We start from the raw sequence: 20,356 nt of genomic DNA on the forward strand, positions 1-20,356 counted from the left end.
TATGCTTACTCTTGAACAATTAAAATACCCTATTGGCGATTTTGTATATGGCAGGGAATACACGCTTACCGATACCGATGGTCATATAAAAGTAATGGAAGAACTTCCGGCCCTGTTAAAAGCGCTGACGGCCAATTTGAATGACGAAGAACTGGATACCCCTTACAGGCAGGGTGGTTGGACAGTCCGCCAGGTGGTTCACCACATGGCCGAGAGCCATATCCAAATGTTTACCCGTATTCGATTTGCTTTAACTGAACAAAATCCTGCAATAAAAGGTTATGATGAAGGTGCGTGGGCGCAATTACCAGACCATAGTTTACCCATTAAACCTTCATTACAAATTTTAGATGGTGTACACCAGCGGATGGTCTATTTGTTCAGGAGCCTTGATGAAGCGTCTTTAAAGAAAACTTATTATCATGGCGGATACCAGAAGTCGTTTGAAATTCAGGAAGTTATCGCTTTATATGCCTGGCATTCTGAACACCATTACCAACACATTTTGCAAGCATTAGGAAGAAGATGATTGAAAATATTATAATCGGAGCGATATTTCTGAGTGCCCTGGCTTATTTGGGCAACATGGTCAGAAAACAATTTACAGCCAAAAATGCAGGTTGTGCTAAGGGATGCGGCAGCTGTAATGTAGATTTTTCTAAATTACCTGAGGTTAAAGAGCAGTAATCTGGCTGCTCTTTAACCCACCGCGGAGTATCACTCCGCCGAACGTTCCACGGAGTGGCACTCCGTGTTACATCGGCGTAAAAGTAGCCTCATCAATTATTTTGTGGGCGTGTTCTTTGCCCAGATACTTATCTATCATACCATGTGCCAGGTATATCACTGGTGTCAGTAACACCGCCACTACAAATTTATAGATATAGTTATTCGTTCCGGTTGTAAATACCTCCGTTAATGTCCAGTTATTAAAGACATAAAAAGCAATAAATACCACAACATAACTATCAATCAACTGCGACACCAAGGTAGAGCCTGTGGCTCTCAGCCAAATCATTTTGTTATTTGTATAAGTACGCAACCAATGAAAAACAGTAGCATCAAGTATTTGCCCTACTAAAAATGCAATAATTGAACCCAGGATAATCCCCAGCCCCTGACGAAAAATAATTTTGTAAGCATCATTAATATTCAGGGCATTGCCTGAAAAATCTTTATTGTTATGGTTAACCCAGAACTGTGCCGGAGTAACAATAGTAGAAATATAAATGATAACAAAGGCGTAAGCAATAAGCATGGCCGTTAGATAAGAGATTTTTCTCACCCCCTTTTTGCCAAAATACTCATTAATAATATCAGAGGTAACAAATACAAAAGGCCAGTTAAGTACCCCCGCCGACATATTGAAGTCAAACTTTTGACCAAAGAGCGGTAGCTGCATGGGTGCAATGCCCAGGGTTTGTTCAACAGAAAAAATTTTTGAACCTATTATTTCAGCGATAATGGCATTAGTGAGAAAAATGCCACATAAGATAATATAAAGAGTCTGCTTCTTTGAAGCAATTGATTCAGTTGCCATTTAAGGTAATGAGTGAATGGGTGATTAAGCAAAATAGTAATTGAGTGCCTTTACTCTATACCATAATTCACATTGAGGCCGGTTTAGTTTCTTAATGACCTAAAATTAGTTGGAAATCTTATTTCATCAAATAAGAGAATGATTTTCTTTGAATTGCCTTATGAATCTGCTGCAAAAAAAATCCCGGCCAGATATGATTCATGGCCGGGACAATTCAAAAGCTCTGAATCAAATCAGGCCTTCTTTTTCTTTTTTGTATTTGTGGAAGGCTCAGGAACAACAGAAATTTTGGCTTTTATTTCGCTGATTCCCTTTTCAATACTGTCTTTAAAGAACGGATAAACGCCGTCGCCGTTACCTAAAGTCTGTGCTTTAAGTGCAAAAACCAATGCTTCAGCAGGTTTACCTTGTTTATCAAGAATCTGTGCTTTCACCCAGTTGTTGCGAAAATTTTCTTTCAGAGCCAATGATTTATCGACCATCGACAACGCGCTATTCAAATCAAGACCTTTTTGAAACATATACTCTGCCGCTTGTTGAAATGCCGCTGCCGCATCGTTGCTTTTAAGGGCAATTGCTGCTTCCATGGCTTTTACATTATCAACACCAATCGCCAGAGTTACTTTGGTTTTCTCCCATGAAATATTCAGGTTGGCAGCATCGTCTTTTACATCAGAAAAATCAATAGTGAATGATTCTACGGCCGGTACTACCTGCGCGGTGGCTATTACACGCAATACATCGTTTGACTGACTATAATTTTGCTCCGTAACATTCAGGTCTTTGCTGAAAATAACTGTCCAGCTATTGGCAGTTGGTATCGACATAATGGCATATTTACCGGCTTTCAGCATTTTGCCTTGCACGGTTATATCTGCCGAGGTTTCAATTTTTGTAGCCGCATTAGCGCCTGTACGGTACACTTTATCAAATGGAATTAACTTACCGAATATCTCACGGCCTCTTAAGGCAGGGCGGGAATAATCAACCGAAATTTTTGTAGTACCAACAACCTGAGACACTGTAGCAGCCGGGCTTGGAGCAGGAGCAACCTGAGCAAAAGTATAAGTTGCTGACAATAAACAACTTGTAATAAAAGTCGTAATTTTTTTCATGTAATTGTGATGTTTCGTTGTTTTATTAAACTAATTTTCGATGCAAATTAACAATAAATTGAGGTATGCATCGAAAAAAATTGCTTGAATTGCTTCACAATCATACAGGAGCTGATGCCGGTGAATCGGCCATGAAAGAACAAATGACAGCATTTGTTCAAAACAATGATCAATGCTTTGACAGAGAGCTGCTTATGGGGCATGTAACGGGTTCAGCGTGGATTCTGGACGATTCAGGGCAGTTTGTATTATTGATGCATCATAGAAAACTGGACAAATGGTTTCAGCCCGGCGGACATTGCGACGGTGACAATGACGTTCTACACGTTGCCCTGAAAGAAGCACAAGAAGAAACCGGCCTGAATGCCATAAATGTAATAAGCAACGACATATTTGACATTGATATACACCCTATACCCGAACGAAAAGGCATACCGGCACATTTGCATTATGACGTTCGTTTTTTGTTCAGCGCCGATAAAACGCTACCTTTATTAGTAAACGAAGAATCAAACGGCCTGCAGTGGGTTGAACTTGCCAGCGTTGAAAGCCTGAATGATTCTGAATCAATGATGAGAATGGTACGAAAAACACTAAGGGCATTATGAAAGTAACAGGTTTTACCATAGTACGGAACGCTATTAAATACGATTACCCTGCCCTGGAAGCCATCACTTCGATTTTACCCCTATGTGATGAATTTGTAGTTGCCGTCGGAAAATCAGAAGACGAGACCCTGTCGCTCATTCAATCCATAAAATCGGATAAAATAAAGATTATTGAAACCGAATGGGACGAAACCCTGAAAACTGGTGGACGTGTACTGGCAGTAGAAACCAATAAGGCAATTGATGCCATCAGTAAAGATACCACCTGGGCCTTTTATATTCAGTGCGACGAGGTAGTGCATGAGCAATACCATAACGCCATCAGGCTGGCTATGAAACAATATGCGACTGACTTAGAAGTAGAAGGCTTACTATTTAAGTACACCCACTTTTATGGATCGTTTAATTATGTGGCCGACTCCAGAAAATGGTATAGAAACGAAATAAGGGTTTTCAGACATACAGGAAAGGTGGTTTCTTACCGCGATGCTCAGGGTTTCAGAAAAACAGATAATACCAAGTTGTGTGTAAAACCTATTGATGCGCATATTTACCATTACGGCTGGGTAAGGCCCCCAAAGAAAATGGCCGAAAAAGTCAGGAGTTTTCATGCGCTTTGGCATACACCGGAAGAAATAGAGAAAATGCAACTGGCAGATGCCGAATTTGATTACTCTAAAATTGATTCGTTAAGTGTATTTCATGGAACACACCCACAAGTAATGCGTAGTAGAATTGAAAATGCCGACTGGAACTTTCATTTCAATGTAGCAGAAAAAAAGTACTCTTTAAAAAACAAGGTTTTGTTTTTCATTGAACGGCTGACAGGCTGGCGGATTGGCGAATATAAAAATTATAAGCTAATTTAATTTAAAATTCAGATGCGCCCTAAAAGTTAACTACCGCTGGCGCTATTCTTCAGCCGGATATTCGTCTAATTTCTTATGACCCTGGTAGAAAAATTAAGATTTTCTCCTTTAACTTTTAAAATATAATTGGCCTGCCAGTAGTCTGATGGCAACGTTACATATCTTTGGTCAGTAACCATAGACCAGATAACCTTTCCGGTCATGTCTACAAGATTAAACTCAAAGTTTTTGCCGGCATTATCTTTCAGTATCCACACTTTTACGGCTCCTGTTTTTTCATTAAACGGATTTGGGAAAACGGCCACGTCTCTACCTTCTTTTTTTATAACTGCTATTAGCTGTTCAAGTTCTGCCAGTTGCGCTGCTTTTTCAAAATTGGGTATTCCATAACCAAGTCTGTCGTCAGGTGATTCGTACTGACTGGCAGACCGTATCAGAAAATCACGTATCTGCATATTGTTAAATTCAGGATAAGCCTGCCAGAAAGAAGCTGCAAAACCAGCCAGCAATGGAGAAGCAAACGAAGTACCATTGCTATTTACAATAGTATTATTTGCCCCGCCTACCAATGTACTTTGCCCCATAGCGGCCAACTCAGGTTTTACCCGGCCGTCGGCAGAAGGGCCATAAGAACTAAAAGAAGCTATCACTCTTGAGGCAGATACCGCCCCCACTGCAATCACCGAATCAGCATCGGCAGGTGTGCCTATGTATTTCCAGCTATCGTTACCTTCGTTTCCGGCAGATGTAACTACCAAAATACCCGCTTGTGCTGCCCAATCTGCCGCCCGGGTTGCCAGGGCTCTGTCTCCGTTAAGATCTGCACGCTTGTAGTCTTGTCTTGGGTCGTCAAAAGTGGTATATCCTAAAGAAGAATTAATAACATCTACCCCTACGCTATCGGCCATTTCAGCACCAAAAAGCCAGTTGGCCTCTTCGCGTCTGGTTTCAGATGCCGTATCTTCAGTGCGCAACAGTAAATAAGAAGCTTTGTATGCCGTACCAACAATTTTACCATCTTCGTAGGCAGCCATACAAGACAAAACACGTGTACCGTGGTTATCATCTTCATAAACGCTTTTTTCATTGGCCACAAAGTCGTAGGTTCCAACCACCCTGTTTTCGGCATATAAATCTTTGAAAAAAGTCAGATTATTGGCATTAAGAAACCCGGCATCCAGCACGGCAATCAACATACCTTCACCCTTAAAACCTCGCTGATGCAGCTTATCGGCACCTAACATGGCTAACTGGGTTTGCGATAAGCCATTGTCGGCAATGTGCTCAACGGCAAATTTATCTTTTTTGGTTTTAAAGCCGGCATCGGTATTCAAACGGGCATTGCGGATATCTCCAGCGCCCTCCAGGCCCTTCACAAAAGAAAATTTCAGAATCTTATCTAATGTGGCGTTATTGGTTTCTATCAACGCTGCATTCAGCCAGCGGGATTTAAACAAAACTTTTGCACCGGCTTTAGATAGTTCAGCCAGATAGGCCGTATTAGGTGGCAGGTCTCTTTCAGTGATGGCTATTTTCTGTTTGGCTCGTCTCTGTATTGAACGCTCTGAAAGAAACTCATTTGGCTTGTTAACGGAATACGCGGAGTTAGCTTTGTCTTTAAAAACCACCAGATACTGGTTTTGTGCCAAAGCCGAAAACTGATAAATAAATACTGAAACGAATAGTAAAATCTTTCTCATTGAATATGCCGTTAATAATCTCAAATATAACGACCTGTAAACTTATTTGTTACTACATCATAAAAAAAGTGCACCAGTTTATAAGAAACCGGCACACTTTTAATCTCAACTATTCTGAATAACAGGGTAAATCCTTTAAATAAACAATAAAACGAAACTCTGAAAGCCTTATTGCTTGAAACTCTTCAGAATCCATCCTCCACCAACTACATCGTCTCCTTCATAGAAAACAGCGGCCTGGCCAGGTGCAATGCCATTCACAGGTTCATGAAACAAAACTTTCATTTTATCACCTTCCTGTATGATTTCAGCCGGCGAACCCTCGTGCTTGTAACGCACCTTGGTTATGGTTTCAAGCGGACGGTCAATCAGGTTTTCATATTTCTGCATTACCAGCTTGCCAACCATCATACCGTCTTTTTCAAGATCTTTTTCTTCTCCCAATACAACTTCGTTTGTTTCTTTTCTGATTTCAGTAACAAAAACCGGTTTGCCAAGGGCAATACCCAGACCCTTACGCTGCCCTATGGTATAAAAAGGATACCCTTCATGTTTACCAACCACCCGGCCATCCTGCATTACAAAGTTGCCACCTCTTACACTTTCTTCAAGGCCTTCAACCCTCCGTTTCAAAAAACCACGGTAGTCGTTATCTGGCACAAAACAAATTTCATAAGATTCAGATTTGTTTACCAAATCAAAAAATCCCTTTTCGGTTGCCATCTCCCTGATTTCTGTTTTTTTAAGATGCCCCAGTGGAAGTTGAGTACGCGACAGACTTTCCTGCGAAACACCCCAAAGCACATAACTCTGGTCTTTCCAGGTATCTACTCCCTTTGATATCACATATCTACTGTTTTCTTCTCTGATATTGGCATAGTGCCCGGTGGCTATAAACTCGCAGTCAAGTTTATCGGCCCGGCGCAAAAGTGCATCCCATTTAATGTGTGTGTTACAAAGTACGCATGGGTTTGGGGTTCTGCCAGCCAGATACTCTCCGGTAAAATGGTCAATTACATAATCGCCAAACTCATTTCTGATATCAAGAATATAATGCGGAAAACCCAGACTAACAGCAATGTTACGGGCATCATTAATTGAATCAAGACTGCAACAACCAGTTTCTTTTTTTGTTCCGCCAGAAGAGGCGTAGTCCCAGGTTTTCATGGTCATACCAATAACCTCGTACCCTTGCTCATGTAGCAATACAGCTGCCAGAGAGCTGTCGATGCCGCCACTCATGGCGACCAGAATTCGTCCGTGTTTACTCATAATAATAACAGTCGTAGATTCAAAGTCTACCGTTTTAGTTAATTAATCTGCAAAATTACTCAACAGAATTTGATTCTGAATAGTTCTGAACTAATTTTGAAGCCTGATTTTAATAGATTTCTGCAATGGCACTACAAACACTGGTTAAAGTAAGTAATATCACTAATTTATCTGATGCACGTTACTGTGCAGGTATGGGCGTTGAAATGATTGGCTTTGTGATGGATAAATTCTCTAATGATTACACCCCACCTGAAAAATTGAAAGAGATTCAGTCGTGGGTTGCCGGTGTGCAAATTGTGGGTGAGACAGAAACTACCGACTATGATGAAGTTATTGCTTTGCTGCAAAACTATGAAATTGACCTGCTGCAAATTGCCGACCCGGGCCTATTGCCACGAATTGCCGATGCCGGTAAACCTATTATACTGAAAATACAGGCCGAAAGTGCGTATCTGGAAGATTACCTTAAACTTTACGGCTCGTTTGTTGAGTATTTCCTGATAGAAGGTGAAGAATTGAGTGATTTCTTCTTGTTCCGTCTGAAAGAATATGCGCAGGAGTACCCAGTAATTCTGGGCTTTGGCATTGATGCCCACAAAATTCATGAATTGCTGACAGATACATCTATAAAAGGCATTGCCCTGAAAGGCACCCACGAGATTAGGCCCGGTTATAAAGATTATGATGAACTGAGCGAAATTCTGGAATTATTGGAGATAGACTAACCATAGGTACGCTTACTACCAAACATTAACTAAAAGTCTGACTATCAGAATTTTATTTTTACTCTACTACTTTTTTATTATTTTTGTTAAAAGGCATCTACACATATTTATTGAAAAATTGAGGAATTCCGGGCATTGTTTCGTGAAATCGTCCATCAATTTATCCCTTTGACATTAAAAATTTCCATTCATGTAGTTTGCTATACATAGTACCGTATTTAGCCCATATCTTTGTTTCATCAATCACACAATAGTGGTTGAAAAACTAAACAACATAAACAAATAAAGAAAATGGAAAAGCGATTGTATAGAATTAAAAGTAGCAAAATGTTGGGTGGTGTAGCTGCCGGACTAGCTGAGTATTTTGATATTGATGTTACTTTGGTACGGGTATTATTTGTGGTAGCATTCTTTGCTCCAATCCCGTCGGTTATCCCATACATTGTTCTATGGATGATAATGCCAACCAAGGAATCGATAATGAGAGACAACAACATTATCATCAATTCCTGAGAGAAACAGAAAAGTTAACAGGGGGCAGATGAAAAACCTGCCCCATAAATATAAAAAAAAATGGAAGGCAGACTTTATCGTATAACTCAGAACCAAAAATTGGGCGGAGTTGCTCAGGGTTTAGCAGAATATTTTAATACCGACGTAACACTTATTCGGGTTGTCTTTGTACTATTGTTATTTACTCCGTTTCCAGCTGTATTGACTTACATTATTTTATGGATTGTATTACCAGTAAAAGACCCTTATGTTTTTACAGCGCCAGCAAGTACCGGAACTATTAATTCAGAAACCTCAAATTATACAACTATGAGTAGTCGCAATCAAAACAATAATTTGGTAGGAGGAGCAATCCTCATCATTCTTGGGATTATTTTCTCATTTAATACCTTGTTTCACATAAACCTTTGGAGGTACATTGGCCAGATGTGGCCGCTCATTCTGGTTGGTTTAGGTGTATGGTTAATCGTCAAAGACCGTAAGGACGATAATTTTCCGAATTATCCAAAACAAGATTCAGATATTAACCTTTAATAACGCACACTCCCTTACCCTTTCCTGCTATGGGTATCACCTTAAAAACGGGGAAGGGTTTTTATTACCTATCAGGTACATAACAGGGTTCTAAACTCATAACACAATGGAACGAAAAAGCAGTAATATCTTTCTGGGTGCCATACTTATTGTGATAGGTATCCTGTTTTTGGGCACCAATCTTGACTGGTTCGAACTCAACTGGTCGTTTCGCCAGATTGCCCGCTTCTGGCCACTAATGCTGATTTTAGCTGGGGTTTTTGCTTTCCTGAATCGCAGTCGTACTGCTTTTAATGCCGCATCTGCTTTGTTAATTGCCTTTGCTATACCTCTGGGCATTTTTACCTGTGTCGATGACGGCGTAAGCAATTTCAAAGACGAGTTTGATAATGACTGGCACGTAACCATTGACGATGATGATGATGACAACTATAACGCAGACAGTGACTCATCAAGCAATGATGGATACAAAAACGATTACTCGGTTCCGATGGGAACTGACGTAATGGAAGCCAAACTGAAACTGGCTGGTGGTGCGGCAGAATTTGACCTGGAAGAAACAACATCCAATCTATTTGAAGCAAAAACCAACCTGAGTTACAAAACCGGATATACCCTTACCGAAGAAGTAAATAATGGAATAAAAACAGTTGAATTTGAGCAAAAAGGTAAAAAAGGAAAAGGTTTTAACCTGAATTTTGACAGCGATAAAAATTCAAACAATACTGTGCTTATTAAACTGAACAAAGCCCCTGTATGGGACATTGAAATGGGCATTGGCGCAGGTGAACTTGATTTTGATTTCAGTGATTACAAAGTTAAAAGACTAGACCTGAACACCGGAGCCACCGACATTGATGTTAAACTGGGCGATAAAGTTGATAACGTAGAGGTAGACATTAATTCTGGTGTTACAAGCGTAAAAATCAGTGTTCCAGAGGGTGTAGGCTGTGAATTACACATGGACGGCGCACTGAACTCTAAAAAGCTGGATGGCTTTGAAAAAGTTAAAAGCGGCTTATGGAGAACACCGGGCTACGAAAGCACCTCTAAAAAAATAAAGATTGACGCAGATGCCGGCCTTTCTTCAATTAAAATAAACCGGTATTAATTTTAGTTAACCTTTTTAAATAAGCACACGGGTATTTGATACCTGTGTGCTTTTATTTTTAACTTTGCATAAAACACTATTCTGAATGAGAAAATACACCTTAGCTCTGATATTTGCCTTTCTGTCTGTTGTTTCTAATGCACAAAAGCTTTCTCCATACGCTTCTGTTAGTTTACTGACCATCTCTCCGGGCGACGCCCTCTATTCAACTTTTGGTCATAGTGCCATCAGGGTTAAAGACCCAATGCAGGGTATAGATATTGTCTACAATTATGGGTCTTTTCAGTTTAGCACTGAAGGTTTTTACATTAAATTTCTGAGAGGTACACTACCTTATAAAATAAGCGCCGATTATTTTGATAACGAGATTTACGGCTGGAGCTACGAACGCCGCCTGGTAACTGAGCAGATGCTCAATTTATCAATAGAGCAGAAGCAGGCCACTTATGATTTTCTGTTAAATAATTTAAGGCCGGAAAACCGGGAATATGCCTATAAGTTTTTTTATGATAACTGTTCGAGCAGGCTGCGCGACGTGATGAAAAGTGTTTGCGGAGACAGCTTGCAGTTTTCGGCTACTTTGCATAACGACAGCACCTACCGCCAGTGGATTGATAAATATGCGCGTAAAAACGAAAAACTATGGGCTGATTTTGGCATGGACCTGGCCATTGGACTACCGGCTGACCAATTAACCGGGGCATCGGGTGCCATGTTTTTGCCAGACAACCTCATGGACGCTTTTGATAAGGCCAGAATTAAAAGGAATGGTAACTGGCAACCTTTAGTATTGAGAAAATACGATTTAAACCCTGATATTTTTGATGGCAAGGTCATTGAAAAAGAAAAAATAACACCTAATGTTTTATTCTGGGGCTTGTTTGTGTTGGTAGGTATAGGCACCTTTTTTCAGTTTAAAAAGAATAATATTACTTTTCTGTTCGATAAGGTGTTTTTTACCGCAACTGGTATTGCGGGTTGGATAATTGCTTTTCTGTGGTTCTTTACCAATCACGGCGTTACAGAATACAATCTTAATATTATTTGGGCTTTCCCGTTTCTTTTTCCAGTAGCCTTGTTTTTAAAGAAAGACAAATCGCCTGATTGGTTGGTCAAAAGTTTTCTGGTTTATGGCATTGTTCTGATTCTGCTCCTCATGAGCTGGGCATTTTTGCCACAGCAAATCAATTATTCATTAATACCAGTAGTATTGATTTTAGCCATACGTGCATTGTTTGTTTGGTGGCGATTAAAGAAATAATTGCCCACCAATAGATGTTAACTTTTACCGCCTGCCGTCGGTTAAATGGTACGCCCCTGTGTGGCTGGTTATCTTAACAATTGCATTGAATTACGGGTTAAAACTGGTTCATATATACAAAAACGGGAGCCGTATTTTTTACAATCGGCTCCCGTTTTTTTGTGTTTACAGTTGCTTACTTCTTTTCTGGCAGCAATACAAATTTGGCAAAATTCTCGCCTATTAATTGCTTTGCGGCTTTTTTCACGCTTTCTACAGTTAACTTATCAATCAGTTCTTTGCTGTATCGGTTAATATAGTTCAGGTCTTCACTGTTGAGATATTGTTCGGTCAGGTAAGAGTCCCAGAAACCATTCTCTTTAACCTGCAATTCGGCTGAGCGTTTTTCCTCCGCTTTCACTTTTTCTATATCTACTGCCTCGGGGCCATTTGTTTTAATCTTCTGAATTTCTTCCAGCGCTATTTTAACCAGCTTGTCAACATTGGCAGGGCTACAACCAAACGAAATACTAAGGCTGTATGTAGGTGTAGGTAGTTTTTCATAAGAAGCATCAATACTGGGCGAGTAAACACCACCGGCCTCTTCACGGAGTTTCTCGGTCAGCTTAATATCCAGCACTTCAGCAAGCGCATCCAGGTTTACCTGCAATTCTTCATTGAAATCAAAATCGCCGTAGAACTGCAGACTGACTGAGGCCTTCTCTTCCAGACCCTTGAAAACGGTTTTTTCTACTTTGCCTTTTACTTTATCAATATGCAGGTCTTTATACGTTTCCGAACGTTTGGTTGAAGGCAGCCCGCCAATGTATTTTTCCAATAAAGGCTTTATTTTATCAACCTCAAAACTACCGGTAAACACAAAGGTAAAATCGCTGAAGTCGCTGAAGCGGTCTTTGTATATCTCGTACGCCCGGTCAAGATTTACTTTGTCTATATGCTCTGGTCTGATAGATGCTCTGCGGAAATTGTTCTGGTACAATACCGTATTAATGGTATCGTTAAAAACCTTCTCTGGCGTAAGCGTCTTTAATGAGTTGGCAATCAGTTCTTTTTGGTTTTTAAGAAAACTCTTCACCACTTCATCGTCACGGCGTGGTTGCACCAAATAAGCATACATTAACTGTAGCGCTGTTTCAAGGTCCTGAGGGCTTGTGCTGCCAGAAACCCCTTCTGTTAACTCGTTAATGTAAGGATACACATTTACCACTTTTCCGGCAAGAAATTTATCAAGCTGGGTGTCAGACATTTTACCGACTCCTGCTTGTGACACCGCCATCGCGGCCAGTTCGGCTGAAAAATAATCAGCATCATTATAAAGTGAAGTTCCTCCTTTACTAACCCCCGAAAACAGAATCTGGTCGTTTTTAAAGGTTGTTGGTTTCAAAGCTACCTTTGCTCCGTTACCAAATGTAAGTTCGGTAACCCCTACCCCATCTATTTTTTTTTCTGTTATTACCTTTGTACCCGCAGGTATGTTTTCAAGTAAAGACTTTGCCACAGCTTCATCTTCATAAGGTTTCAGATCAGGATTTTTTTCATTGATAAGCTCAAGAATTTTAGATTCTGATGGTAGTTTTTCCTTGTCACGTTCAGAGCCTATCACTACACCCAAACGGTTATCTTCTTTAAAAATCCGGTTTATCATGGCAGATATATCAGCTTGCGAAATGCCCTCCAGGTATTTTTTTGCAAACTCATATCTGAAATCGCTGCTAAGGTACGCTGCGCCTGTCAGGTAATTGACAACAAGCGGATTTACAAAATAGGCCGACTTCGTTTTGTCTTTTTCTTTGAAACTTTTTTCTACCGATGTCCAAATTTCTTTTTTGGCGCTTTCCATTTCACCGGCTGTAAACCCGAAACGTCTGATTCTCTCATGCTCATTCATAATTGCTTTCATGGCAGTTTCCATGCCATCAGCATTTTTAGGAACCGTAATAACCTGAAAAACATCCAGCCCTGCCATAAACGGAGCATAGCCCATAATGGCAAATATAAACGGCGGATTGGGCTTTTTAGTGATTTCCTGAAGGCGGGTATTTACCATCTGGTTAAACAGCATATCAACATAGGCATCACGTAAATCGGCTTGGGTACGAATCGTCTTTTTAGGAAAACGTGTAAGCATCTGAAAAGCCGATTGTGGCATTTCTTTGTCTACAATCAGTTTGGTTTGTGTGCCTTTGCTTGGCGCTACATCATATTTTACTCTTTTCGGAGCATTTTTAGCTGAAGGTATATTCGCAAATTTTTCTTTAATCAGGTTTTCTACTTTTGAAGGGTCAAAATCGCCCACCGCAACAACGGCCATTAAGTCTGGGCGGTACCAGTCATGATAGAACTTAACAATCTGTTCGGGTTTAAAGGTAGTAAGCACTTCCGTTTTTCCAATTGGCAATCGGTCTGCGTATCTTGAGTTGTTCAACAACAAGGGCAATAATTGTTGTTGAATTCTACCCTGTGCATTTTTCAGCCTGGCTCTTTCTTCTTCCAGCACAATGCCTCTTTCTTTGTTAATCTCTGCGGTGTCAAGCGTTGCATAATGAGACCAGTCAGCCAATATCTGAAAGGCGCGCTCAAACAATCGGGCTGAATCTGTTGGCACCTGCAATTGGTATATGGTTTCATCAAAACTGGTAACAGCATTCAGGTCGGCACCGAATTTCATACCTGATTTCTGGAGAAAATCAACCAACTGATTTTTTGGAAACTCTTTTGTACCGTTGAAGTTCATGTGTTCCATGAAATGCGCCAGACCACGTTGCTGGTCTGTTTCAAGAATAGAGCCTGCATTTATAACCAACCGAAGCTCCATTCTATTCCTGGGCTCGCTGTTTTTCATTATGTAGTACTTTAAACCGTTTTTCAGGGTTCCTGTTTTTACGGCTGGGTCATTCTGAATGAGTATATTCAGGTTCTGTGCAAAAGTGTGGGCCGTCAGCAGCAAAAACAATAACAGATGCAGAATCTTCTTCATAAATAATAATTATTGAAATGGTTAATCGGGTACTGTCAATACCGGTTATATACTTTTTTAATTGATTGCAAGAGTAGTACTTTTTATTGGGTTAGCAAAATGTTTTTAAGGCCCAGCATACCCATAAATTTTCATTGTAAAAACGCTATTAACCGCACTATATTTTAAAAGCACGATGCTACGTTTGCATAATACGGTTTATAAATTGGCTGCCAAAGCAGGCGGTTTATTTAGGTAATCGCAGGTCTCATAATCATAATTAGTATTTTCAAAACTTTTCAAATAGTTAAAGCGTTAGAAATATTAGCTACCTTATAACATGATATTATTAATATTTTAACTATGTCCGGCAGAAAATTTATTGGTCGCTTATTTTCTTATTTTATTCGTGGCCTGCTTTTCGTAGCTCCGCTTGGGTTTACTTTCTTTATATTGCTGGGCGCTTTTGATTTTGTAGATAACATTATCAGGATTCGAATCCCTACGGCCAATCCGAATGAAGACCTGTTTATTCCGGGGCTTGGCTCTTTGATTATTATCTTCGGAACGATGTTGATCGGTTTTATTTTTTCTGTTTTGCTTCCGCAGACACTTCAGAACATTATTGAAAACACCATCAGACATCTTCCGTTAGTAAGAATCTTTTATTTTGCATTTAAGGATTTAATATCGGCATTTGTAGGCGACAAACGAAAGTTTAATCAGGGTGCCATTGTGCTGATGAACAAAGATGCACGCATTTATAAAATTGGCTTTATAACACAAAATGATTTAAGTAGTTTGGGCGTTAATGATTTAGTGGCTGTGTATTTTCCGCATAGCTATGCCTTTTCGGGAAATCTGGTACTGGTACCCAGAGAAAACGTGCAGATGCTTGATTTGCCCAGTGCAGAAATTATGAAACTGATTGTTTCAGGAGGGGTTTCTGTTAACGACAAAATGTGAGTCTATGGTTTTCTGTATTACTGAATTCTAAAACTATACTCTATATTTGCTCTATCTTAATTAGCTGATACAATTGTATGCCAAAACTAAAAAAAATACTTTGCTTGTTATTGCTGTGCCTTAGTGCTGCTGCCATTGCGCAGGACATTCATCATCAGGACGCCAAATCGGTAGAAGAGCTTTTATATAAAAAAGACCCTACACAGGCCAGAAGCCTGTTCACTAAAGACAAATATCTGGTGCTTGAAAAAGTAAGATCAGGCAAACGTAAAAAGTTCTATAAAGGAGATGTGTTCAGGTTTACAACAAAAGACAATATCAGCTACGAAGATGATTTATTCAGTATCTCAGATTCTTCTTTTGTTATTACAACTTTCAATGAAGTAATGAACCGGTATGAATACGTAGAAATAAAACTGAGCGAAGTAAAAAGTATTTACAAGTATCCTAAAAAGCGCATTAACTTTGGCATTGCCAATTTTTCGCCTTTTGCTTACCTGCTTATTGAATGGGCTGCATGGGGTGTAGACCCCATAACTAACCCTAAGTTGCCTCTGGCGGCAGGCCTTACGGCTGTATCTCCGTTATTTACCATTTTACAGAATAGCTTAAGAAGCAAAAAGCTAACCGAAAACTATCGATTACGGGTATTTCAGAGCTTTTAAATTGAGGTATGTACTGGCAAATGAATGATTTGCGAATAGATTGCTTTGTTGTCTGCAATCCGAAATCGCTGCTTGTTCAATCATTCATTAATTAATTTCAGGTTTTTACTCCAATTTCTGATTGTATCTGTCATGGCTTCAAACTCTATCAGAAAGCCATCATGACCATATAAAGATTCTATAACAGTATAAGATGCCTCCGGAATACAACGCGCAATGAACTCCTGCTCTTCCGGCGGAAAAAGCACGTCAGACGATATACCAATCACCAGTGTTTTTGATTGTATTGTTGCCAGCACTTCTTCAACTTTACCACGCCCTCTGCCTACATCATGCGAATCAAACATCTTGGAGAGTGTCCAGTAAGAAAAAGCATTAAAACGTTTGCCTAGCTTTTCGCCCTGATAATTCTGGTAGGTATTGGCACGGAAAAAGTCAACCTGCCCTTCATCCCTCGACTGCGTACGGTTATAGGTAGCATAATTGCGGTAAGATAACAAAGCAATTGAACGCGCCACTTTCATGCCGTTCATACCGGCTTTAGAGTTACGTTCTGTCCAGGTTGGGTCTGCTGAGATTGCCATTCTTTGCGACTCGTTAAAGGCTATACCCCAAGGCGAATGAATAGCATTGGTTGAAAACAAAATCAGGTTTTCTATTAGTTCTGGTTGCATAATGGCCCACTCCAAAGCCTGTTGCCCACCTAACGAACCACCCAGTACGGTATTGATTTTATAAATGCCCAGATGCTGGCGGAGCAGGTCTAATGACCGCACTACGTCTCGGATGGTAATAAAAGGGAAATCATGAAAATATGGCTCGCCCGTTACCGGGTTTTTGCTGAGTGCATTAGTAGACCCATAATGAGACCCCAGAATATTGGCGCAAACAATAAAATGTTCGGAAGGATTATACAATCGTTTTTCGCCTATCAGGCCATTCCACCAATCGGTTGGGTTGGCATTGCCCGTAAAAGCATGGCAAACCCAAATGACATTATCCATTGCGGCATTTAGTTGGCCAAAGGTGGTATATGCCAGCTGGAACTCAGGCAGCCACTGGCCTGACTCAAGTTTAAAAGGTTCTTCGTAGCGAAATATCTGTTGGTTCTCCATTTTTTTATACAAAATCTTCAACCTGATTTCTGACATACAGAAACTCAGCGTACATAAAAAAAGCCTACCTTACGGCAGTACGGCAAACAAAACCAATTTTAAAACGATTTGTCTATGATTGGTTTATAAGCCCGAATGGTTGGTTGAACCTTCCGGTAGGTTTTGGCACCTTATCGCAAGTAGCGGGACAGGTTGCCCGAGGTTCTCAGAGCCTATTCTCTCCTCTCGTCTGTATAAATCAATCCATGAGCTACAAGAAAGTATCTTTTGAATTGATGTTGCAAATATCTGACTTGAATTGTTAGAAAACAAGATTTTGAATTCTTTTTTAAACACAACCATCAAAAAGCCATTTGGCACTTAAAACGAGCCTGGCCATAAGGATTCATTTACAGCAAAAAAAATGGCCATTCCAAATGAAAAGGCCATCTTGATAATTAAATTAAGTTTAAGATTACTTTATTTTCGGTGTATAACTGTGGGCGCCGACTGCGCTTTGGCATACAGCACTATGTCGGCAATTGTTACCCTGGCCGGGGTATTTACGGCATATAAAATAGCATCGGCCACATCTTCGGGCTGTATGGGTTCAAAGCCTTCATATACCTTTTCGGCACGTAATTTGTCTCCTTTGAATCTCACTAAAGAAAACTCTGTTTCTACTGCCCCTGGGGCAATATTGGTTATTTTTATGCCATGCTGGGTAAGGTCTAATCTCATACCCTCACTGAGGGCTTCAACAGCTGCTTTTGAAGCGCAATAAACCGCGCCGTTGGCATAGGTGTACTTACCCGCCACTGAGCTAAGATTAATAATATGACCTGACTGGCGCTCTACCATGCCGGGGATAATTGCCCTGGAAACATATAAAAGCCCCTGAACATTGCCGTCTATCATGGCATCCCAATCGTCCGTATCGCCATCCTGAATGGGCGACAACCCATGTGCATTACCGGCATTGTTAACCAGAATATCAATTGCCCGCCATTCGTCTGGCAATGAATTTATGGCATTAACCACCTCTACTTTATTGCTTACATCAAACTTTAAAGTGGTTACCTTTACTTTGGCAGAAAGGTAATCTTTCAGACTGTCTAAACGCTCCTGCCGGCGCCCACAAATTATTAAATCAATGCCGCTATTAGCAAAAGCAATAGCCGTGGCTTTGCCAATGCCAGAAGTTGCGCCGGTTATTAATGCAATACGAGCCATATTGTTTTCTGTGCTTTATTAATAGTCGTTATCAATATTTTTTTCATCAGCCGGGCTGGTTAGTGTGGTAGTAGGCATGGCCAGCTCTAACTGGTGCTTATCCAGTATGTTCATAATACCCAGGTTGATATCTTCACGGATACTCTTGCTTTCCCAGTAATCGGCAGTTGCCGCCATAAACACAACCAATACATTTATCGAGTACTCACCAATGGTGTCTAGCTTAACATGAGCCCCGGTACTTATGTTTTCATGATTATCGAGCAGGCTTTGTACATCTTCCATCACTTTTTTCACCTCATGTATGGGTGTATCCAGCTGCAACCTTACAAAAAACTTGTGTCTGCGCTCCATTCGCTGCGATATATTATTTAAAGACTGTGACACAAGCATCTGGTTGGGTACCACCACCAGGCTGCCATCCACATTTCTGATACGGGTGCTTCTGAAACCTACTTTTTCTATCTTGCCAACCATGTTGCCCAGCTCAATATCGTCGCCCACTATAAAGGGTTGTTCGGTAAACAAAGTAAAAGAGGCAAAAAGGTTTTGTAAAGTTGCCTGCGCAGCCAATGCCAAAGCCACACCACCAATACCTAAACCGGTAATAAGACTTACCACATCTTGTTTAAAAACAAAACCCAGCAACATAAAAAAAGAAACGAATGAAACAACTACAATGATGATGTCTCTGAAAAAAGGCACCAGCTGTACATCTTTTTTTGATTCTGTTTCTTCTGCTCGTTTTAAATACACCAAAGCAAAGAATCTGACAAGCCTGATAAGAATCCAGGTAATGGCCACCACAAAAAGGGTATCAAGCACACGGTCAAAGAAATCAGAAACCCGCATTTTACCCAACGGAATTATCCGCCACTTACGCGGGAAGATAATCTCATTAAAAGCAGCGTAAATTATCAGCAATGATAAAAGAAACTCTGTGGGGCTTCTGAGCAGGTCAACAAATTGCGTTGCCGGAATACTCCTGGTTTCTTTTTTCATAACCCTGTAAAAGAGTCTGGTTAAATTAACCGATAGAATTTTCTTAAAAAGAAACCCGATAATTAATATACCTAAAAACCATAGCCAGTTTTCGAATGTATTATAAAAGAATGTGGTTTTTAGCATTTTTTCCATCTCTGTTACTTTTTATCAACCGCAAGGTTCTATTTTAGTTTGCTGATGTCTGTATTTACAAAGTCAAGTACTCTTCTTTCCACCCAGGTTTCATTGGAATTGGGTAACATAAATCCAACGTGCCCACCAAAATGCAGTATCTGTAAATATACGTGCGGGTTTTCGGCGGCATCGCCCAGGTCAAGACACTCCGGCGACAAAAATGGGTCGTTCTGCGCCTGAATAATCAAAGTGGGTCTGGTAATGTTTTTGAGGTAAGGCTTGGCTCCTGCCTGATTATAAAAATCATGCGCATCTTTAAAGCCGTAAAGCCTGGCAGTGTAACGGTTATCGAAGTCTTCAAAGTTTTTTATTTTCTCGTATCCTTCATGATTAAGCAAATCATTACCCGGGTGCTGCGTTGCTTTCAGTTTTATTTTTTTACCCAGTTTGTTTATAAACCGCTTCATATAAAACTGGCGGCCGGGTTTGTATAACTCGTAAACAGAGGTAAACAAATCTAATGGTACCGACACCGCTATGCCGCATTTTATCTGCTCAGGCAGCGCTTCTGGTTTATCGCCCATTAAACGGAGTGTCATGCTGCCGCCCATGCTGAAACCCACCAGCACTACCTCTTCATACTGGTGCTTTTTAATGGCATACTCTACCACAAAACGTATATCGTCAACATCGCCATGATGATAAAACCTTGGCAGGCGATTCATTTCTCCACTACAACTGCGGCAATTCCAACCCAGGCCGTCATACCCGGCACTATTAAATTTCTTTATCATTCCGGTTACATAATGGCGTGTGGAGTCTCCCTCAAGGCCATGCGTAACAATAATCAGTTTTTTGCCGGGCTTAGGTCCGGCAAAAGACCAGTCCAGATCAAGAAAATCTGTATCATCCAATTCTACCCTTTCTCTCTGGTATTGCACTGCAACTTTTCTGAAAACACTTGGATAAATGGTCTGAATATGGGCATTGAACTGCCATCTGGGAGGACGATACTCGGTATTAACTGGTAAAACTGGCATAACCCGTCACAATTAATTTGTTAAGCGTACTA

The 20,356-nt window shown here is 40.4% G+C and carries 20 protein-coding genes and 1 riboswitch; of the genes, 11 read left to right on the forward strand and 9 right to left on the reverse strand.

The features are described 5' to 3' along the window. The first annotated feature begins 1 nt into the window (after position 1). Positions 2 to 529 carry a YfiT family bacillithiol transferase gene (locus C0V77_RS18465; RefSeq protein WP_101727962.1) on the forward strand — a complete coding sequence of 176 codons (528 nt, stop codon included), beginning with the start codon at positions 2 to 4 and terminating at the stop codon, positions 527 to 529. Further along, positions 526 to 687, forward strand: coding sequence for a FeoB-associated Cys-rich membrane protein (locus C0V77_RS23490; protein WP_255408978.1), 162 nt, complete (start codon positions 526 to 528; stop codon positions 685 to 687). Before C0V77_RS18465 ends, C0V77_RS23490 begins: the two co-directional genes overlap by 4 nt. A gap of 67 nt (positions 688 to 754) precedes the next feature. Here C0V77_RS23490 and C0V77_RS18475 read toward each other — a convergent pair whose 3' ends face one another. Beyond that, the gene (locus C0V77_RS18475; RefSeq protein WP_101727840.1) at positions 755 to 1,540 is read right to left on the reverse strand and encodes a queuosine precursor transporter; all 786 of its coding nucleotides are present in this window, start codon (positions 1,538 to 1,540) and stop codon (positions 755 to 757) included. A 233-nt stretch (positions 1,541 to 1,773) separates the two neighbouring features. Beyond that, positions 1,774 to 2,655 (reverse strand): DUF2911 domain-containing protein, encoded by an 882-nt coding sequence (locus tag C0V77_RS18480; RefSeq protein ID WP_101727841.1) that lies wholly within the window; start codon positions 2,653 to 2,655, stop codon positions 1,774 to 1,776. A 65-nt stretch (positions 2,656 to 2,720) separates the two neighbouring features. Here C0V77_RS18480 and C0V77_RS18485 point away from each other — a divergent pair, with 65 nt between their 5' ends. Further along, complete coding sequence (locus tag C0V77_RS18485; RefSeq protein WP_101727842.1) at positions 2,721 to 3,263, forward strand: NUDIX hydrolase; 543 nt, start codon at positions 2,721 to 2,723, stop codon at positions 3,261 to 3,263. After that, entirely contained in the window at positions 3,260 to 4,132 is an 873-nt protein-coding gene (locus C0V77_RS18490) for a glycosyl transferase (protein ID WP_101727843.1), read from the forward strand. The genes C0V77_RS18485 and C0V77_RS18490 overlap by 4 nt, the downstream gene beginning before the upstream one ends. Before the next feature lie 65 nt (positions 4,133 to 4,197). Here C0V77_RS18490 and C0V77_RS18495 read toward each other — a convergent pair whose 3' ends face one another. Together C0V77_RS18495 and mnmA are read right to left on the reverse strand one after the other, a co-directional pair. Then, positions 4,198 to 5,832: a S8 family serine peptidase gene (locus C0V77_RS18495; protein WP_101727844.1), complete on the reverse strand. Its 1,635-nt coding sequence runs from the start codon at positions 5,830 to 5,832 to the stop codon at positions 4,198 to 4,200. 168 nt (positions 5,833 to 6,000) lie between these two features. Then, positions 6,001 to 7,104: a tRNA 2-thiouridine(34) synthase MnmA gene (gene mnmA / locus C0V77_RS18500; RefSeq protein WP_101727845.1), complete on the reverse strand. Its 1,104-nt coding sequence runs from the start codon at positions 7,102 to 7,104 to the stop codon at positions 6,001 to 6,003. 125 nt (positions 7,105 to 7,229) lie between these two features. On the opposite strand from mnmA, the gene C0V77_RS18505 reads away from it, so the two are divergent. From C0V77_RS18505 to C0V77_RS18525, 5 genes are all read left to right on the forward strand, one after another. Next, complete coding sequence (locus tag C0V77_RS18505) at positions 7,230 to 7,832, forward strand: N-(5'-phosphoribosyl)anthranilate isomerase (protein WP_101727846.1); 603 nt, start codon at positions 7,230 to 7,232, stop codon at positions 7,830 to 7,832. A 291-nt stretch (positions 7,833 to 8,123) separates the two neighbouring features. Further along, positions 8,124 to 8,345, forward strand: a complete 222-nt coding sequence (locus C0V77_RS18510; protein ID WP_101727847.1) for a PspC domain-containing protein — start codon at positions 8,124 to 8,126, stop codon at positions 8,343 to 8,345. Positions 8,346 to 8,405: 60 nt separating this feature from the next. Continuing rightward, entirely contained in the window at positions 8,406 to 8,879 is a 474-nt protein-coding gene (locus C0V77_RS18515; protein ID WP_101727848.1) for a PspC domain-containing protein, read from the forward strand. A gap of 106 nt (positions 8,880 to 8,985) precedes the next feature. Further along, positions 8,986 to 9,990 (forward strand): LiaI-LiaF-like domain-containing protein, encoded by a 1,005-nt coding sequence (locus C0V77_RS18520; protein WP_101727849.1) that lies wholly within the window; start codon positions 8,986 to 8,988, stop codon positions 9,988 to 9,990. 85 nt (positions 9,991 to 10,075) lie between these two features. Continuing rightward, positions 10,076 to 11,251: a DUF4105 domain-containing protein gene (locus C0V77_RS18525; protein ID WP_101727850.1), complete on the forward strand. Its 1,176-nt coding sequence runs from the start codon at positions 10,076 to 10,078 to the stop codon at positions 11,249 to 11,251. 175 nt (positions 11,252 to 11,426) lie between these two features. On the opposite strand, the gene C0V77_RS18530 is transcribed toward C0V77_RS18525, so the two are convergent. Next, a complete protein-coding gene (locus tag C0V77_RS18530; protein ID WP_101727851.1) occupies positions 11,427 to 14,228 on the reverse strand; it encodes a pitrilysin family protein in 2,802 nt (933 codons plus the stop codon). A gap of 342 nt (positions 14,229 to 14,570) precedes the next feature. Here C0V77_RS18530 and C0V77_RS18535 point away from each other — a divergent pair, with 342 nt between their 5' ends. After that, entirely contained in the window at positions 14,571 to 15,173 is a 603-nt protein-coding gene (locus tag C0V77_RS18535) for a DUF502 domain-containing protein (protein WP_101727852.1), read from the forward strand. A gap of 77 nt (positions 15,174 to 15,250) precedes the next feature. Continuing rightward, positions 15,251 to 15,838 carry a hypothetical protein gene (locus C0V77_RS18540; protein ID WP_101727853.1) on the forward strand — a complete coding sequence of 196 codons (588 nt, stop codon included), beginning with the start codon at positions 15,251 to 15,253 and terminating at the stop codon, positions 15,836 to 15,838. Between the two features lie 80 nt (positions 15,839 to 15,918). Here the strand turns inward: C0V77_RS18540 and metX are convergent, their stop codons facing one another. The 4 genes from metX to C0V77_RS18560 form a co-directional block, all read right to left on the reverse strand. Continuing rightward, positions 15,919 to 16,953, reverse strand: a complete 1,035-nt coding sequence (metX, locus tag C0V77_RS18545) for a homoserine O-acetyltransferase (protein WP_101727964.1) — start codon at positions 16,951 to 16,953, stop codon at positions 15,919 to 15,921. Between the two features lie 120 nt (positions 16,954 to 17,073). Continuing rightward, positions 17,074 to 17,193, reverse strand: a riboswitch (SAM riboswitch). 219 nt (positions 17,194 to 17,412) lie between these two features. Continuing rightward, the gene (locus tag C0V77_RS18550; protein WP_101727854.1) at positions 17,413 to 18,165 is read right to left on the reverse strand and encodes an SDR family NAD(P)-dependent oxidoreductase; all 753 of its coding nucleotides are present in this window, start codon (positions 18,163 to 18,165) and stop codon (positions 17,413 to 17,415) included. 18 nt (positions 18,166 to 18,183) lie between these two features. Further along, positions 18,184 to 19,302 carry a mechanosensitive ion channel family protein gene (locus C0V77_RS18555; protein ID WP_101727855.1) on the reverse strand — a complete coding sequence of 373 codons (1,119 nt, stop codon included), beginning with the start codon at positions 19,300 to 19,302 and terminating at the stop codon, positions 18,184 to 18,186. A gap of 29 nt (positions 19,303 to 19,331) precedes the next feature. Then, positions 19,332 to 20,324: a YheT family hydrolase gene (locus tag C0V77_RS18560; protein ID WP_101727856.1), complete on the reverse strand. Its 993-nt coding sequence runs from the start codon at positions 20,322 to 20,324 to the stop codon at positions 19,332 to 19,334. Between the last annotated feature and the right edge of the window lie 32 nt (positions 20,325 to 20,356).

The organism is Emticicia sp. TH156 (assembly GCF_002855535.1).
In the GTDB taxonomy this organism is placed as follows: Bacteria; Bacteroidota; Bacteroidia; order Cytophagales; family Spirosomataceae; genus Emticicia; species Emticicia fluvialis.

Coding starts and splice junctions, on each gene's coding strand:
- C0V77_RS18560 (WP_101727856.1), bottom strand. CDS start 20,324: ATGCCAGTTTTACCAGTTAATACCGAGTATCGTCCTCCCAGATGGCAG.
- C0V77_RS18535 (WP_101727852.1), top strand. CDS start 14,571: ATGTCCGGCAGAAAATTTATTGGTCGCTTATTTTCTTATTTTATTCGT.
- C0V77_RS18540 (WP_101727853.1), top strand. CDS start 15,251: ATGCCAAAACTAAAAAAAATACTTTGCTTGTTATTGCTGTGCCTTAGT.
- C0V77_RS18510 (WP_101727847.1), top strand. CDS start 8,124: ATGGAAAAGCGATTGTATAGAATTAAAAGTAGCAAAATGTTGGGTGGT.
- C0V77_RS18490 (WP_101727843.1), top strand. CDS start 3,260: ATGAAAGTAACAGGTTTTACCATAGTACGGAACGCTATTAAATACGAT.
- C0V77_RS18555 (WP_101727855.1), bottom strand. CDS start 19,302: ATGGAAAAAATGCTAAAAACCACATTCTTTTATAATACATTCGAAAAC.
- C0V77_RS18550 (WP_101727854.1), bottom strand. CDS start 18,165: ATGGCTCGTATTGCATTAATAACCGGCGCAACTTCTGGCATTGGCAAA.
- C0V77_RS18515 (WP_101727848.1), top strand. CDS start 8,406: ATGGAAGGCAGACTTTATCGTATAACTCAGAACCAAAAATTGGGCGGA.
- C0V77_RS23490 (WP_255408978.1), top strand. CDS start 526: ATGATTGAAAATATTATAATCGGAGCGATATTTCTGAGTGCCCTGGCT.
- mnmA (WP_101727845.1), bottom strand. CDS start 7,104: ATGAGTAAACACGGACGAATTCTGGTCGCCATGAGTGGCGGCATCGAC.
- C0V77_RS18465 (WP_101727962.1), top strand. CDS start 2: ATGCTTACTCTTGAACAATTAAAATACCCTATTGGCGATTTTGTATAT.
- C0V77_RS18520 (WP_101727849.1), top strand. CDS start 8,986: ATGGAACGAAAAAGCAGTAATATCTTTCTGGGTGCCATACTTATTGTG.
- C0V77_RS18475 (WP_101727840.1), bottom strand. CDS start 1,540: ATGGCAACTGAATCAATTGCTTCAAAGAAGCAGACTCTTTATATTATC.
- C0V77_RS18495 (WP_101727844.1), bottom strand. CDS start 5,832: ATGAGAAAGATTTTACTATTCGTTTCAGTATTTATTTATCAGTTTTCG.
- C0V77_RS18485 (WP_101727842.1), top strand. CDS start 2,721: ATGCATCGAAAAAAATTGCTTGAATTGCTTCACAATCATACAGGAGCT.
- C0V77_RS18530 (WP_101727851.1), bottom strand. CDS start 14,228: ATGAAGAAGATTCTGCATCTGTTATTGTTTTTGCTGCTGACGGCCCAC.
- C0V77_RS18505 (WP_101727846.1), top strand. CDS start 7,230: ATGGCACTACAAACACTGGTTAAAGTAAGTAATATCACTAATTTATCT.
- metX (WP_101727964.1), bottom strand. CDS start 16,953: ATGGAGAACCAACAGATATTTCGCTACGAAGAACCTTTTAAACTTGAG.
- C0V77_RS18480 (WP_101727841.1), bottom strand. CDS start 2,655: ATGAAAAAAATTACGACTTTTATTACAAGTTGTTTATTGTCAGCAACT.
- C0V77_RS18525 (WP_101727850.1), top strand. CDS start 10,076: ATGAGAAAATACACCTTAGCTCTGATATTTGCCTTTCTGTCTGTTGTT.